Genomic DNA, 15,018 nt, shown 5'->3' on the forward strand with positions numbered 1-15,018 from the left:
TCGGTCGACTCGTTCACCTTCTCCAGCTTCGCCGTATCGCCCTTGCGCTCCAGCGTCGCCTCCAACTCCGCGACCCGGTCGAAATGGTTCTCCAAAGCGTTCTTGTTCCGACCCGTGATCATCAACACATCCGTCAACCCCGCCGCCACGGCCTCCTCGACCACGTACTGGATCGCCGGCTTGTCCACCACCGGCAGCATCTCCTTCGGCATCGCCTTCGTCGCCGGCAGGAACCGCGTCCCCAACCCCGCCGCAGGAATGACCGCCTTCGTGATCCGCTTCGTCATCGATCGTGCCTCTCCGTCTGTCGTCGTGTCATGTCGTCGTCTGCGCGTGCCGCCCCCGTCGGCGGCGACGGCAGCGCTCAGGCCGGGCGGAACCCGGTCGTCTCGGGCGGCGGCGCGTGCCGGATCATGAGGTGCCGGGTCACCGAGTAGTCGAGCAGCGGCTCGATCGACATGTCCTTGCCGAAGCCCGACCCCTTGACGCCGCCGTGCGGGGCCTCCGACGCGATCGGCAGGTGGTCGTTCACCCACGTGACGCCCACGTCGAGCGACTGGCTCACCCGCAGCGCGCGGCCGACATCGGTCGTCCAGACCGATGAGGCGAGCCCGTACGCGCTGTCGTTCGCGAGCGCGATGCCGCCTGCCTCGCCGTCGAACGGCAGCACCACGAGCACGGGGCCGAACACCTCGCCCTGCACGATCTCCGACGACTGCGCCGCGCCGACGAGCAGGGTCGGTGCGAAGTACGATCCCGGGCCATCGATCGACCGGCCGCCGACGAGCGCCTCGGCCCCCTCCGCGACGGCGCGCGTCACGAAGCCCTCGACGCGCGAACGGTGCGCCTTCGACACGAGCGGCCCGATGTGGGTCTCGGGGTCCATCGGGTCGCCGGCGACGACGCTCGCGACGGCCTGCCGCAGTGCCGCGACCCCGTCGTCGAAGATCGACCGCTCGAGGTAGACGCGGGTCGCCGCGGTGCAGTCCTGTCCCGAGTTGTACGTCGCCCCCATCGTGACGGCCTGCGCCATCGCGCCGAGGTCGGCGTCCGCGAAGACGATGACGGGCGCCTTGCCGCCGAGCTCGAGATGCACGCGCTTCACGCCGTCGACGGCGCCGCGCATGACGGCCTTGCCGGTCTGGGTCGACCCGGTGACGCTCACCATGTCGACCTCGCGGTGCGTCACGAGCGCCTGCCCGACCTCGGCGTCGCCCGTGACGACGTTGAAGAGGCCTGCGGGCAGTCCGGCCTCGACCGCGAGTTCGGCGAAGCGGAGCGTCGTGCGCGGGGTCGCCGGCGCGGGCTTCACGATCACGGCGTTCCCCGCGGCGAGCGCGGGACCGGCCTTCCAGATCGCCATGATGAGCGGGAAGTTCCACGGTGTGATGCCCGCGACGACGCCGACGGGGCGCCGGGTGAGGATCGACGTGTATCCGTTCGAGAACGACCCCGCCCCGGTGCCGTCGAGCGAGCGCGCCGCCCCGGCGAAGAACCGCAGGTTGTCGATGCCGAACGGCAGCTCGCCGTCGAATGCGGTCGTCCAGGGCTTGCCCGAGTCCTCGACCTCGAGCCGGGCGAGATTCGCCGCGTCATCCTCGAGGGCGTCGGCGAGCCGCAGGAGCGCGAGCGAGCGCTCCCCCGGCGTCTTCGCGGCCCACGCCGGCTGCGCCGCCCGCGCCGCCGCCGCGGCCTCGTCGACGTCGGCGACGCCCGATGAGGTGAACGCGGCGACCTCCTCCTCAGTGGCGGGATTGGTGATCACGGCGTCGCTGCCGGTGCCGGCGCGGTAGTCGCCGATGAAGGTTCCGGTGCTCATGGAGAGCTCCTCTCGTCTCGTTCACCGAGTCCGTCGGAGCGGACCCAGCGGTCGTGCGGCTCGCGTCGACGGGCTCGGCGAGCGGGTGGTCAGGAGTTGAAGCCGAGGCCGAACCGGTCGAGCGTGCGCAGCCACAGGTTGCGTCGGCCCTCGCGGGCGTCGGCCGCGAGGATCGAGCGCCGCGTGAACTGCACGATCGGGTTGCGGAGCGGCTCGGGCGGGATGGGGAACGGACGGCGGCGCACGATGTCGTAGCGCAGGCGCGACGTCGGCTCGCCCGAGAGCAGGTCGAGCGCGACGTCCGCCGAGAATCGCGATGCCCCCACGCCCAGGCCGGTGTGCCCGACCGCATAGGCGACCCGCCCGCCGCGGGCGGTGCCGTACGCCGCCGTGAATCGGGTCGTCGAGTCGATCGGCCCGGCCCACCGATGCGTGAACCGCACGCCGTCCAGCTGCGGGAAGGTCTCGAAGAAGTGGCGCGCGAGCAGTTCGTGCGAGGCGTCGCGCTGCTCGAGCCCCGCGTCGACCCTGCCGCCGAAGTAGTACACGGCGTCCCAGCCTCCGAACAGGATGCGCCCGTCGGCGGTCGGCCGGTAGTAGTGGAACTGGTTGCCCGCGTCGGTGAGCCCCTGCCCCTCGGACCAGCCGATCGCCGCCTGCTGCGCGGCGTCGAGCGGCTCGGTCATGAGCACGTGGTCGTAGAGCGGCATGATGTAGTTGCCGAGCCGCCGGAGCGGCGCCGGGTAGGCCGCGGTCGCGATGACCGCGTCGCGCGCGTCGACGTGCCCGAGCACAGTGCGCACGCGCACGCCCGCGCCCTGCCGGTCGATGCCGGTGACGGCGGATGCCTCGAAGATGCGCACCCCGCGGCGTTCGAGCTCCGCGGCCATGCCCCAGGCGAGCCGCGCGGGGTCGATGAGCACCGTGCCGGTGCGGTCGCGGAGGCCGCCGAGGTACGTCGGCGAGTGCACGTCCGCCTGCACCTCGTCGCGGTCCTGCAGTTCGAGCTCGACCCCGTGCCTGGCACCGAGCTCGTGCGCCTCGCGCAGCCCGTCGAGCTGCCACGGTTCGATCGCGATCGTCGTCTTGCCGGCGCGCCGCAGCCCGCAGTCGATGCCGGCCGCCTCGATCGTCGCGACGAGCTCGGCGAGGTTTCGCTCGCCCTCGTCGTGCAGGGCGCCCACCTGGTCGGGCCAGATCGCGGTGCCGTGGGTGAGCCCGTGCGTGAGCGAGCTCGAGACGAAGCCGCCGTTGCGGCCGGTCGCCCCGTGCGCCACGCGTTCGGCCTCGAGCACGACGACGGATGCCGCGGGGTCGCGCTCGAGCGCCCGCCAGGCGGTCCAGAGGCCGGTGAACCCCGCCCCGATGACGACGAGGTCGGCCTCGTCCTGGCCGGTCAGCGATGTCCGCGGCGACGGGGCGCCGTCGCGCTGCGCGTGGTCGGTCCAGTAGGCGCGGGGCGCTGCGTCGGCGAGCGCCGCCTCGGCCTGCGCCTGCGCCCGTTGCTGCGCTCGCGCCCCGGTGGCGCTCACACCCGTTCCCGGGCGCCGACGCGCTCGATCACGTCGGCGGCGGCCGAGACGCCGTCGCGCGAGCGGATCTCCGCCCCGGCGGCCGCCACGCGCTCGCGCAGGGCCGCGTCGCCCACGAGGGTGCGCACGGCGTCCGCGAGCTCGTCGGGCGTGAAGCGGTACGGGTCGAGCCGGAGGCCGTAGCCCTTCTCGTGGACGCGTTGCGCATTGTCGTACTGGTCCCAGAAGAGCGGCAGCAGCACCATGGGCTTGCCGAAGTGCAGCGCCTCGGTCGTCGTGTTGTTGCCGCCGTGGGTGATGACGAGGTCGACGAGCGGCAGGATCGTGGTCTGCGGCAGGAACTCGGCGCCCCACATGTTGTCGGCGAGCTCGATCTCGTCGTGCAACGGCCCCTTCGAGACGATGACGTTGATCGGCTGGTCGGCGAGCGCCGCGATCACCCGGCGCATGAGCTCGACGTCGGCCGAGCCGAGCGAGCCGAGGCTGAAGTAGACGAGCGGGCGGCTGCCGTCGGTGAACGAGGCGGGCAGTTCGGCGGGTGCCTGCTCGGTCTCGCGCACCGACGAGTCGAGCCGGTGCCAGGTCTCGTCCAGGGGGCGGGCGTCGGTGTAGTCGAGCACCTCGGGGTAGACGTAGAGGTTCGCGTCGCCGCGGTGGATGAACTCGAGCTCGGGCAGGGCGGGTGCCCCCTGCTCCTGCACCCACGCGTCGAACTCCTGCCAGAGCGCGCGGTGCGTGCGGTCGTACTCGGCGCGGAACGCGGGCCAGGCCGCCCGGTCGTCTTCGGCCAGCCCCGAGAAGACGGGCGCGATGTCGTCGCCGGGCACCTCGAGCGGGTTGCACGACACGATGCGAACGAACGGAACGCCCGCGGTGACGAGCGCCGGGAAGGCGAGGACGTTGTCTTCGACGACGACATCGGGCCGCACCCGCTCGATGATCGCCTTCAGCTGCGGCTCGCAGTACTTCGCGCCGTCGACGAGCGCCTGCCAGATCGGGAGCGTGACCGTCTCGAGCTGCTCGGCGGTCGTCTTGCGGAACTCGGGCGACACCTCCCGGATGTAGTCCTTCCAGAACTGGCCGGCATCCTGCTCGACCTCCTCCTCGGGTGCAGGTGCGAGGTCGACGAGATCCTCCTCGAAGCCGAGGGCGGCGAGCTTGCCCTCCCACGAGCGCTCGGCGGCGAACACGACGCGGTGGCCGCGCTGCAGGAGCACGTTTCCGATGCCGATGCAGTTGTTCGTCGGGCCGTAGGCGCTCTCGGGCATGAAGAGGAAGGTGCGGCGCTCGTCTGCCATTGGTGACTCCTTCGTCGATTTATTGAATCGTGATGAAAAGAATTCGAGTTGTCAAGGGTTGCGAGAAATCTGGCCGCATCGACGTATCATTGACCAGCAGTACAGAGAACTCGACGGTGAGGGGAGCCCGAATGGCGCGGCCGAAGCGGCAGGAGGAGCGACGCAGCCAACTCGTCGCGGCGGCCCAGCGCGCGATCGCGGCGCACGGCCCCGACGGGGCGCGACTGAATCGCGTCGCGGAAGAGGCGGGCCTCACGTCGAGCGCGGTGCTGTACTACTACCCCGACATCGACGAGCTGATGTTCGAGGCGAACCGTGCCGGCATGGAGCGCTTCTACGAGGCGCGCGTGCGCATGCTCGAACAACTGCCCGACGACCCGGTGGCACGCCTGCTGGCCCTCGCGAAGTCGGGCCTGCCGAGCGGCCCGGGCGACACCGAGGTGCGGCTGCTCTGCGAGCTCGGCGGGTCGGCCGGCCGCAACCCCCTCATGGCGTCGCTGCTCACGACCCTCTACGACCGCCAGGTCGGCATGTATCAGGTCGTGCTCGAGCAGGGCGCCGCACGCGGCATCTTCGCCCTCGCGCAGCCGTCGCTCGTGATCGCGCGCAACCTCGTCGCCCTCGAGGACGCGTACGGCTATCGCATCATCGCCGGCCACCCCACGATCGACCACGACGGGGCCTACGAGCTCATCGTGGCGAGCGCGCGGCTCGCGACGGGTCATGACCTGACCCCCTCCGCCTCCTCCTGAGGCGTGCCCGCGACGCCGGTCGGTTCCGCCGAGTCATCGGTGCCGTCCTGGTCGTCGACGGTCGCCGCGTCGCGGGAGACCGCGGCCGCCCGCCCGAACCGCACGCCCACCGCGTCGCCGCGGGTGAGCGCGCTCGTGCCGTGCACCGAGGCGATGATCGGCGCCGCGAGGCCCGCGACCTCGATCGAGAGCGTCGACGCCCCGCCGAGGAAGTAGGTGTCGACGACGACGCCCGAGAGCGCGGCCGTCGCCGCATCGGCGGTGAGGTCGACGTCTTCGGGTCGTACGACCGCGGTCGCCGGGGTGCCGTCGGGCAGCGCGTGCGCTGCCACCTCGACGGCGCCGACGCCGGGTACGTCGACCCGCCCCGGGCGAACGACACCGTCGAGCAGGTTCGCCGAGCCGATGAACGACGCGACGAAGCGCGTGGCCGGGTTCGCGTAGAGCTCCTGCGGGGTGGCGAGCTGCTCGAGGCGACCGTCGCGCAGCACGGCGATGCGGTCCGCCATCGACATGGCCTCCTCCTGGTCGTGGGTGACGACGACGAACGTGAGCCCGACCTCGTGCTGCAGCCGCTTGAGCTCGAGCTGCATCGACGCCCGCACCTGCCGGTCGAGTGCCGAGAGCGGCTCGTCGAGGAGCAGCAGCCTCGGGCGCTTGACGATCGCGCGGGCGAGCGCGACGCGCTGGCGCTGGCCGCCCGACAGCTGGCCCGGCCGGCGCCTGGCGAGGTGGCCGAGGCCGACGACGTCCATCACCTCCGCGACGCGCTTCGCGATCTCCACCCGGCCGACCCCCTCGGACTCGAGCCCGTAGGCGACGTTCTTCTCGACCGACATGTGCGGGAACAGCGCGTAGCTCTGGAACATCATGTTCACCGGGCGTCGGTGCGCCGGCATGCGCAGCAGGTCGTCGCCGTCGATCTCGATGCGACCCGCGGCCGGCGTCTCGAAGCCGGCGATCGAGCGCAGCAGCGTCGTCTTGCCGCATCCCGACGGCCCGAGCAGGGCGAAGAACTCGTTGTCGGCGATGTCGAGCGAGATGTCGTGGAGGGCGACGGTGTCGCCGTAGACGGCGCGCACGCCGTCGACGCGGAGGAGGGGTGCGGTGCTCACTTCACGGTTCCTGTCAGTCGGGTCAGTCGTTGCGCCGCGATCACCGTGACGATGCTCACGAGCAGGAGGATGGTGGCGAGGGCGTTGACCTCGGGCGTGACCCCGAAGCGCACCATCGAGTAGATGACGATCGGCAAGGTCGGCTGGGTCGGCGCGGTGGTGAAGAACGCGATCACGAACTCGTCGATCGAGAGCGTGAACGCGAGCAGCGCGCCCGCGACGATGCCCGGGGCGAGCTGCGGCAGTGTCACGCGCATGAAGGTGCGCACGGGACCCGCGCCGAGGTCGCGCGACGCCTCCTCGAGGCTCTGGTCGAGGCTCGCCATGCGGGCGAGCACGATCGCGGTGACGAACGCGGTCGCGAACACGGCGTGCGCGAGGATCGCCGAGTGCAGGCCGAGCGTCAACGACAGCAGCGAGAAGAACGTGAGCAGGCCGATGCCGAGCAGCAGGTCGGGCAGGATGGCGGGCGCGATCGCGAAGGCGCGGATGAGTCCGCCACGCGTGTACTTCTGGATGCCGTACGCGAGCAGCGTGCCGAGCACCGTCGCGATCGCCGTGGCGCCGGCGGCGACGACGAGCGTGTTCGCGAGGCCCTGCATGATCTGCTCGTCGGCGAAGAGCTCGGGGTACCAGCGCAGCGAGAACCCGCGCCAGACGAACAGGTTCTCGGAGTCGTTGAAGCTCATGATCACGACCACGAGGATCGGCAGGTAGAGGAACGCGTAGCCGAGCCACAACGGCACGAGGATGCCTCGGGCCTTGCGCACCGCCCGCGGCGCCGACGCCGGATCGGCCTCGCGCATCGCGGTCGTCGGCGGGTTGCCGGTGTCAGCCACGGCGGCTCCCTTCGGTCAGGCGCCGCGAGACCGCGGACTGCACGAGGATGACGAGCACGAGCATGATCGTGAGCACGAGCGCGAGGGTCGCGCCGAACGGCCAGTCGCGCGCCTCGAAGAACTGGTCGCGTACGAGGTTGCCGACCATGATCGTCTTGCCGCCGCCGATGAGCTCGGGAATCACGAAGTTCGACATGGCCGGCACGAACACGAAGATGCAGCCGGTGAGCGCCCCCGGCAGCGAGAGCGGCAGCGTGACGGTGCGGAAGGTGCGCCACGGGGTGGCGCCGAGGTTCGTCGCCGCCTCGCGGAGCGACGGATCGAGCTGCTGGAGCGACGCGTAGAGCGGCAGCACCATGAGCGGCAGGTACATGTAGAGCAGTCCGACCACGATCGCCTGCGGGGTGTACAGCATCGCGATCGGCTCGTCGACGATGCCGAGCGACTGCAGCCACTGGTTCACCCAGCCCGCATTGTTGAGCAGCAGGATCCACGCGTACGTGCGGATGAGGAAGTTCGTCCAGAACGGCAGCACGATCGCGACGAGCGCGACGGTGCGCCACTTCGGCGAGAGCCCGGCGATGGCGTACGCCATCGGGTAGCCGATGAGGAGCGCCAGGAGGGTCACGACGAGCGCGACGCCGACCGACTGCACGATGACACCGAGGTACAACGGCTCGAAGAGCTTCACCCAGTTGTCGAGCGTGAACTCGAACACGACGCCGCCGAAGCGGCCGCGCTTGAAGAAGCTGTAGAACGCGAGCAGGCCCACCGGGATCGCCATGAAGGCGATCAGGAAGACGAGGCCCGGGGCGAGGAACGGAACCGGGGCGAACCCCCGCCGCGCGCGGGGTGCGCGTACGGCGGGGGCCTCCCGGTCGAGTGTCGACGTCACGGCGTCAGTTGGTCGCCAGCACTTCGGCGTTGAGGTCGACGTACTTCGTCGTGTCCTCGCCGAGGTCGACGATGACCTCCTGCTCGAACAGTTCGTCGACCGAGATGCCGAGCGTCGGGTACTGCTCGACGAGCGCCGGGTCGAGGGCCTCCATCGCGGCCTGGTTCGGCACCTTGTAGAGGATGTTCTCGGCGACCCAGGTCTGCACCTCGGGGTCGAGGATGTAGTTGACGAAGGCCATCGCGGCCTCCTTGTTCTCCGAGCTCTTGAGCACCGTCATGGTGTCGACCCACAGGTCGGCGCCCTCGTCGGGGATCACGAACTCGATGTCGGGGTTCTCGGCGATGCCGTAGTTGCACCAGCCGTCCCAGGCCTCGACCATGGCGGCCTCGCCAGAGACGAGCTTCGAGTAGAACGTCGTGTCGTCGTAGGCGAGGAGGGTCGGCTTGGTCTCGAGCAGCTGCGCCTTCGCCTCGTCGAGCTCGGCGTCGTCGGTCGTGTTGAGCGAGTGACCGGCGGCCTTGAGCGCGGGCATCGCGAGCCAGCGGTCGGTCGAGAGCATCGTGGTCTTGCCCTCGAGCTCGGGCTTCGGGTCGAGCAGGTCGTTCCACGACGTCGGTGCGAAGCCGGTCAGGTCGGGACGGTAGCAGAGGCCCGTCGTGCCCCAGGCGTACGGCTCGGAGTAGACGTTGCCCTCGTCGTAGTCGAGCTCGAGCGCCTCGGGGTAGAGGTTCTCCTCGTTCGGGATGAGCGACTTGTCGAGCTCCTGGAGCAGCCCCTGCTCGCCGAGCGCCTGGGCGTACTGGCCCGAGACGAACGCGACGTCGATGCCGGGGTCGGCGCTCGCGGTGAGCTTGGCGACGATGTCCTCGTTGGTGGTGTGGTTCACGATCGTCGTCTTGACCCCCGTCGCCTGCTCGAACTGCTCGGCGAGGTCTTCGGGGTAGTAGTCGGCCCAGATCGACACCGTGAGCGTCTGCTGGCTGAGGTCGGCGTCGGGGTCGAGCGTCTCGTCGGCGGCACCGCCACCGGAGGAGGCGCACGAGGAGAGGGCGAGGGCGAACGCGAGTGCGCAGCCCGAGGCGGCGACGATTCGACGGGTCGAACGCATGGGGAACCTCCTGCAACAGTGGACAAGGTTGAGCGATTGTTGCATCGGTCATCAAGAAATGGCAATGGCTCCGAGAAAACACTGGAGCGGGCTTTGCCGAATAGTTATAATCCGAATTCAATGAACTCGACGATGAGCGACGGCTCCACCATCAGCGGCGCAGAGCCGGTCGTCGGCGGGCGCACGCTGTCCGTCGGCGACGACGGAGCGCTGCTCGCCGACGGGCGGCACCCCGCTGCCGGCGACGGGCTCGCCCGTGCGCTCGCCGCCGCGGTTCCCGGCTCATCGATCACGGCGGATGCCGCGGAGCGGGCGATCACGGTCGACCAGACGAACGTCTCGGTCATCGTCGACGAGCGCCTCGTCGTGAAGCTCGTCGGCCGCTGGGGCGCCGCCGACCGCGCCGGCGCCCTGCTCGAGCGATTCGCCGAGGCGGGGTCGCGCGACGTCGACCGGCTGGTCGGCCGAGTCGAATGGCGGCATCCCGAGCTCGGCAGGTCGACGATCGCGATCGTCACCGAGTACCTGCCCGGTGCCGAAGACGGCTGGACCTGGGCGGTCGACGACGTCGTCGAGCTGCTCGGCTCGGGCACGGAGCCCGAGTGGCCCGGCCTCCTGGGTGCACGCGTCGCCCGCATCCACGGCGTCCTCGGCGCCTCGGCCGTGACGTCCGGCGACGACGCGCCCGCCGCCCGACTGGTCCGCGCCGAGGACGCGCTCGCCCGTGCGCTCGAGGCCGCCGATCCGGCCGACGGCGAGACCGGAGCGCGCCTGCACAACCGCCGCACCTCGCTCGCCCGAGACATCCGGTCGCTCGGGGGCACCTCGCCCGGGCTCGAGTTCCCGATCCACGGCGACCTGCACGTCGGGCAGGTGCTCGCCTCCCCCGACGGCTCCGGCACCCGGCGCTACACCGTCATCGACTTCGACGGCGACCCGCAGCTCTCGGCCGACGACCGCGAGCGCGCCGACGCGGCCGCGCGCGACGTCGCGCATCTGGTCGTGTCGCTCGACCTCGTCGCCGCGGTCGCCCAGCGCCGCATCGGCTGCGCCGACGACCGCGCCTTCGCGTGGGCGGATCGGGCCCGGTCCGCGTTTCTCGAGGCGTACCGGTCCGAGCTCTCACGCCCCGAGCTCTTCGACGAGGCGCTCCTGCCCGGCTTCTGCGCCGAGCAGCTCGTCGCAGAACTCCACTACGCCGACCGATTCCTGCCCGTCTGGCGCTACGCGCCCGACGCCGCCATCACCCACCGCCATCGATCGACCGATGAACATCCGGAGACCCAGTGGACCCCACCGCCTTCCGCGCCGACCTCGACCTGATCCCGCACTCGCTCGGCGCGCTCGCCGATGCGCTCGACGCCGGGCTCGCGGGCCTCGACGAGGTCGCCGCGCTCGCGCGCGGCGCCGTCGAGCGCGTGCTCGTCGTGGGCATGGGCTCGAGCCGGTACGCCGCCGACGTCGTCGCGCGACGGCACCGCGCGGCCGGCGCGCACGTCGTCGTCGAGCTCGCGAGCACCGAGCTGCTGCCCGCGCCCGCACCCGGCCTCGTCGTCGTCGCCGTGTCGGCGACCGGCGGAAGCGTCGAGGTGCTGCGCGCCGTCGAGCGGTACCGCGGGTCGGGCCGGCTCGTGGCCATCACCAACCGCCCCGGCTCCGCCCTCGGCGAGGCGGCCGACGTCGTCGTACCGCTCGTCGCCGGCACCGAGGCATCCGGCGTCGCCTGTCGCACCTTCCGGGCGACGTTCGCCGTCGTCGACGCGGTGCTCCACGCGCTGCGCCCGGTCGCCGAGCCGGGCCGTGCCGCACGATTCGACGCCGCGGTGCTGCGCCGGGCCGCCGACGCCTCGGCCGACCTGCTCGCGACGAGCTCGAGCTGGCTCGACCCGATGACCCGACTGCTCGCCGGGCCGTCGGGCACCTGGACCCTCGCCCCGGTCGAGCGGCTCTCGAGCGCGCAACAGTCGGCGCTCATGCTGCGGGAGGTGCCGCGGGTGGGCGCGTTCGCCTCGGAGACGGGCGACTGGTCGCACGTCGACGTGTACCTCACGAAGACCCAGGACTATCGGGCGCTCGTGTTCGCCGGCTCGGCCTGGGACGACCAGGCCCTCGAGTGGATGGCGATGCGCGAGTCGCGCTTCGCGTCGGTCGGCCGGGAACTCGCCGGCGCCGAGCTCGTCGTGCGGCATGCGCACGACGACGAGCCCGATGTCGCGACGCTCGCCGAGGTGATCGTCGGCGAGCTCGTCGCGAACCGCCTCTTCGACGGAGAGGGGGTGCGCGAGGGCGCCTGATGCCGCGCGTCGGGTATCCGGCACTCCTGCCGGCCCGGGCATCGAACTTGCTCCATGTTCAGCACCGCTCCACCGATACACCGATACGGAAACAGCGAGGTTCATCATGCAGGCAACTCCCCGCGGCACGACGCCGCTCAGTTCACGGATCGGCGCGATCCTCCGCGCCCACGGCGAAGCCGAACGGCGCGGCATGCCCGTCGACGAGGTGCTCGGCGAGGCCGCTGCGGCCCGCGCCGAGGCATCCGGCTCGAGTTCTTCCGACACCGGACGACCGAAATCGCCGCCCAGCCGGCGCGACGCCCTGAGGGTCGCGGGCATCGCCGGAGCCGGCGCGGCACTCGCACTGGCCTCCTCGCCGATGCCGGCCGCCGCCGGGGCGGCGAAGCCCGCCCCTGCCCCGAGCGTCGGCATCGTCGGCGCCGGGCTCGCCGGTACGCGGGCCGCCCACTGGCTGTGGCGCACGAAGGGCGTCGCATCGACGCTCTTCGAGGGCAGTGCCCGCGCCGGCGGCCGCTGCTACAGCCTGCGCGACCACTTCGACGACGGCATCGTCGTCGAGCACGGCGGCGCGCTCATCAACACCGACCACAACGCCATCCGCAACCTCGCGTCGAGCCTCGGGCTCAGCCTCGACGTCGTCGCGGGCGGCAGCTACATGGGTTGGGTCGACAAGTACCGCATCGACGGCGCCGACTATCCCTACGACGACGCGAACGACGACTGGGGCGAGGTGTACCAGGCGATGAAGGCCGACCTCGCCGCCGCACCCTACTGCCAGACCCACGACGTGCACACGGCGGCCGGGGTCGCCCTCGACGGGATGACGGTCGACGACTGGCTCGCGGCGAAGGTGCCGGGTGGCCTGTCGAGCCGCTTCGCGAAGCTCATGCAGTCGAACGTGATGGCGGAGTACGGCCTCGAGTCGCACGAACAGTCGGCGCTCAACCTCGTCTACCTCCTCGGCTGGAACGCCCAGAACAGCCTCTCGCCGATCAACGGCGCCGACGAGAAGTACGTGGTCCGCGGCGGCAACGACCAGATCGTGTCGCGCATGCTCGCGGAACTGCCCGCCGGCACGGCGCGCTACGGCCACGAGCTCATCGCCGTCAAGCGCAACGCCGACGGCACCGTGCGGCTCAGCTTCAAGGTCGGCAACCAGACCGTCGACAAGACCTTCGACCGCGTCATCCTCGCGCTGCCGTTCACGACGCTGCGCGAGTGCGACCTCAGCCAGTCGGGCTTCTCGTCGCTCACCCGGCGGGCGATCGACGAGCTCGGGCTCGGCGCGAACGCCAAGGTGCACGTGCAGGTCTCGCACCGGCCGTGGGTCGAGCAGGGCTACGGCGGGGCGGCGTACACGAATCCGTCGGGGTTCCAGTGCGGCTGGGACGACACGGCATCGCACCCGCTGCCGGTCGGCGTCTACAACTTCTTCCCCTCGGGCGACCAGGTGAAGGCGTGGTCGGGCCAGCCCTTCGGCGTCGCCCCGGCGGCGCAGGTGCAGGGGCTGCTCGCGCAGCTCGAGCCGATCTTCCCGGGCGTCACGGCGGCGTACACGGGCAAGAGCTACCGCGACTTCTGGTGGGCGAACCGCTGGTCGCACGGCGCCTACACCTGCCAGCGGCCGGGCCAGTACACGCAGCTGTTCGGCGTGGGCTCGACCCCCGAGGGCAACGTGCACTTCGCGGGCGAGCATACGAGCGTCGAGTACTACGGCTTCCTCAACGGGGCGGTCGAGTCGGGCGAACGGGCGGCGAAGGCGGTCGCGCTCTCGTGAGCTGACGTCGCGCCCGCGGGGCGGGGCGTTCGAGCTCTCGGATGCCTCCGCTTCGCGGGCGGACCCCTGGGTCGCAGCGAGCCGGCCCCGGGGCATCCCCGGGTTCGGACATGGCGGGTCGCTACTGCTGGGCCGCGCGATACCGCTCGACGGCGTTGAGCCCGCCGGCGATCGCCCCGAAGAGCACCGCAGCGATCGGCCAGACGATCCACGAGATGCCCCAGGCGTGACCGATGAAGCTCCAGCCGAGGAACACCGCGACGACCAACGGCCAGTAGAAGGCGCCGATCACCCCGACGATGCTGCGGTCGCCGTCGCTCGCCCGGCGACCGGCCGAGCCGCCGCCCGAGAGGGTCTCGGCGACCGAAGCGGCCCAGTTCGCCGGGAGGAAGATCAGGAGCCCGACCGCGACGATGACGAGCATCGCCGCGACCGCGACGCCGATCCAGGCGTTGGACACCGACGGGGGCGCGAGCAGGCTCACGCCGAGCACCGGGGTGACGGCCAGGATCCACAGCGCGACGGCGACCTGCAGGGCCGTCGACCGCCTCGGCGCCGCCTCCGCGGCGAGCTGCTCCGCCCACCGGTCGACTCCGGGCGAACGGGTGAACTCGCCCGTGGCGAGTCGGTGGTACGGCGCCAGCTCGCCGGCGCGGCGCACGACCATGAGCACCGCCACGAGCACGACCACGAGCAGGCAGGCGAGGCCGAGCATGGCCGCGGCGTCCTGGCCGACCCCGATCACGCCGCCCGCGCCCAGGGTCGCCAGTGCGATGAGCGGCGCGGGCGAGACGACGAACATCGCGATCGCGAGCGCCAGGCGCGGCTCGCTGCGGCGGCGGGCCTCGGCGTACCGCTCGGCCTCTTCTTGGGTGACCGGTGCCGGCGCGGGCACCTTGCGGACGGCCGGCGCACCCGGTGCGGACGATGCGACCGGCGCTCCGCCCGTGCCTTCGAGGCCGCTTCCGGACGGTGCGACCTCCGCGCTGATGCCGAGCACGGGCGCCAGTTCGTCGAGATTGCCGAACTCGGTGATGACGCGCCCGACGGCCTCGTTCTCGGACATGCCCTGGGCGAGATAGCCGTGATAGGCGTCTTCCATCATCGCGTGGAGCTCGGCCTTCGCCTCGAGCAGCCGCGTCGTCTTCGGGTAGGCGCCGAACATCGTCTCGAGATAGGCGGTGATGACGTTCATGCTTCGACCCCTTCGATGAATCGATCGACGACGGACTTCGTGTCGCGCCACTCGGCGACCTTCGACTCGAGGTAGGCGAGCCCGTCGGCGGTGATCTGGTAGTAGGTGCGCGGCTTGCCCGACTCCGAGGCGCCGGCGTACGAGGTGACGAGGCTCGCCCCCTCGAGGCGCTTCATCGCCGAGTACAGGGTGGTCTGCTTGATCGAGTACTCCGCGCCGGTCACCGCGTGGATCTGCTGCGCGAGCTCGTAGGCGTACGAGGGACGCTGTCGCAGCAGCGACAGCAGCATCAGATCGACGTAACCGCGAATCGCGTCGGCGCTGATCATGACGACCTCCACTCCGCACACCCCGTTGATATTGCCCTCAACGTACTATGCGTGACGTA

14 protein-coding genes are annotated in these 15,018 nt (G+C 71.2%); 4 read left to right on the forward strand and 10 right to left on the reverse strand.

Translation table 11 applies throughout. The features are described from left to right. From ACWGPE_RS12675 to ACWGPE_RS12690, 4 genes are all read right to left on the reverse strand, one after another. Positions 1-287, reverse strand: a 287-nt coding sequence (locus ACWGPE_RS12675; protein ID WP_452048821.1) for a sugar phosphate nucleotidyltransferase, incomplete at its 3' end; no start/stop codon positions are given. A gap of 77 nt (positions 288-364) precedes the next feature. Further along, a complete protein-coding gene (locus tag ACWGPE_RS12680; RefSeq protein ID WP_275507122.1) occupies positions 365-1,819 on the reverse strand; it encodes an aminobutyraldehyde dehydrogenase in 1,455 nt (484 codons plus the stop codon). Between the two features lie 89 nt (positions 1,820-1,908). After that, positions 1,909-3,351: an NAD(P)/FAD-dependent oxidoreductase gene (locus ACWGPE_RS12685; RefSeq protein ID WP_376931455.1), complete on the reverse strand. Its 1,443-nt coding sequence runs from the start codon at positions 3,349-3,351 to the stop codon at positions 1,909-1,911. Further along, complete coding sequence (locus tag ACWGPE_RS12690; RefSeq protein ID WP_231430682.1) at positions 3,348-4,649, reverse strand: glycosyltransferase; 1,302 nt, start codon at positions 4,647-4,649, stop codon at positions 3,348-3,350. Before ACWGPE_RS12690 ends, ACWGPE_RS12685 begins: the two co-directional genes overlap by 4 nt. 131 nt (positions 4,650-4,780) lie before the next feature. Between ACWGPE_RS12690 and ACWGPE_RS12695 the strand changes: the two genes are divergently transcribed. Further along, positions 4,781-5,401 carry a TetR/AcrR family transcriptional regulator gene (locus ACWGPE_RS12695; RefSeq protein WP_231430681.1) on the forward strand — a complete coding sequence of 207 codons (621 nt, stop codon included), beginning with the start codon at positions 4,781-4,783 and terminating at the stop codon, positions 5,399-5,401. Here ACWGPE_RS12695 and ACWGPE_RS12700 read toward each other — a convergent pair. Genes ACWGPE_RS12700 through ACWGPE_RS12715 form a run of 4 tightly spaced genes read right to left on the reverse strand, consistent with a single transcriptional unit; the run spans position 5,371 to position 9,361 of the window. Then, complete coding sequence (locus ACWGPE_RS12700; protein WP_452048822.1) at positions 5,371-6,516, reverse strand: ABC transporter ATP-binding protein; 1,146 nt, start codon at positions 6,514-6,516, stop codon at positions 5,371-5,373. The genes ACWGPE_RS12695 and ACWGPE_RS12700 overlap by 31 nt on opposite strands. After that, positions 6,513-7,355 carry an ABC transporter permease gene (locus ACWGPE_RS12705; protein ID WP_231430679.1) on the reverse strand — a complete coding sequence of 281 codons (843 nt, stop codon included), beginning with the start codon at positions 7,353-7,355 and terminating at the stop codon, positions 6,513-6,515. The genes ACWGPE_RS12700 and ACWGPE_RS12705 overlap by 4 nt, the downstream gene beginning before the upstream one ends. Further along, positions 7,348-8,250 (reverse strand): ABC transporter permease, encoded by a 903-nt coding sequence (locus ACWGPE_RS12710; RefSeq protein WP_275507127.1) that lies wholly within the window; start codon positions 8,248-8,250, stop codon positions 7,348-7,350. Before ACWGPE_RS12710 ends, ACWGPE_RS12705 begins: the two co-directional genes overlap by 8 nt. A 4-nt stretch (positions 8,251-8,254) precedes the next feature. Continuing rightward, positions 8,255-9,361 carry a polyamine ABC transporter substrate-binding protein gene (locus ACWGPE_RS12715; RefSeq protein ID WP_231430677.1) on the reverse strand — a complete coding sequence of 369 codons (1,107 nt, stop codon included), beginning with the start codon at positions 9,359-9,361 and terminating at the stop codon, positions 8,255-8,257. Positions 9,362-9,481: 120 nt separating this feature from the next. Between ACWGPE_RS12715 and ACWGPE_RS12720 the strand changes: the two genes are divergently transcribed. The 3 genes from ACWGPE_RS12720 to ACWGPE_RS12730 all read left to right on the forward strand — a co-directional run bounded on the left by ACWGPE_RS12720 (position 9,482) and on the right by ACWGPE_RS12730 (position 13,435). Next, positions 9,482-10,684 carry a hypothetical protein gene (locus ACWGPE_RS12720; protein WP_452048823.1) on the forward strand — a complete coding sequence of 401 codons (1,203 nt, stop codon included), beginning with the start codon at positions 9,482-9,484 and terminating at the stop codon, positions 10,682-10,684. Next, a complete protein-coding gene (locus ACWGPE_RS12725; protein ID WP_231430675.1) occupies positions 10,648-11,655 on the forward strand; it encodes an SIS domain-containing protein in 1,008 nt (335 codons plus the stop codon). The genes ACWGPE_RS12720 and ACWGPE_RS12725 overlap by 37 nt, the downstream gene beginning before the upstream one ends. 106 nt (positions 11,656-11,761) lie before the next feature. Beyond that, positions 11,762-13,435, forward strand: coding sequence for a flavin monoamine oxidase family protein (locus tag ACWGPE_RS12730; protein ID WP_452048824.1), 1,674 nt, complete (start codon positions 11,762-11,764; stop codon positions 13,433-13,435). 121 nt (positions 13,436-13,556) lie between these two features. Here the strand turns inward: ACWGPE_RS12730 and ACWGPE_RS12735 are convergent, their stop codons facing one another. Beyond that, entirely contained in the window at positions 13,557-14,630 is a 1,074-nt protein-coding gene (locus tag ACWGPE_RS12735; RefSeq protein ID WP_452048825.1) for a permease prefix domain 1-containing protein, read from the reverse strand. Next, a complete protein-coding gene (locus ACWGPE_RS12740; protein WP_452048826.1) occupies positions 14,627-14,959 on the reverse strand; it encodes a PadR family transcriptional regulator in 333 nt (110 codons plus the stop codon). The genes ACWGPE_RS12735 and ACWGPE_RS12740 overlap by 4 nt, the downstream gene beginning before the upstream one ends. Between the last annotated feature and the right edge of the window lie 59 nt (positions 14,960-15,018).

This window comes from Agromyces sp. NPDC055658 (assembly GCF_053618155.1).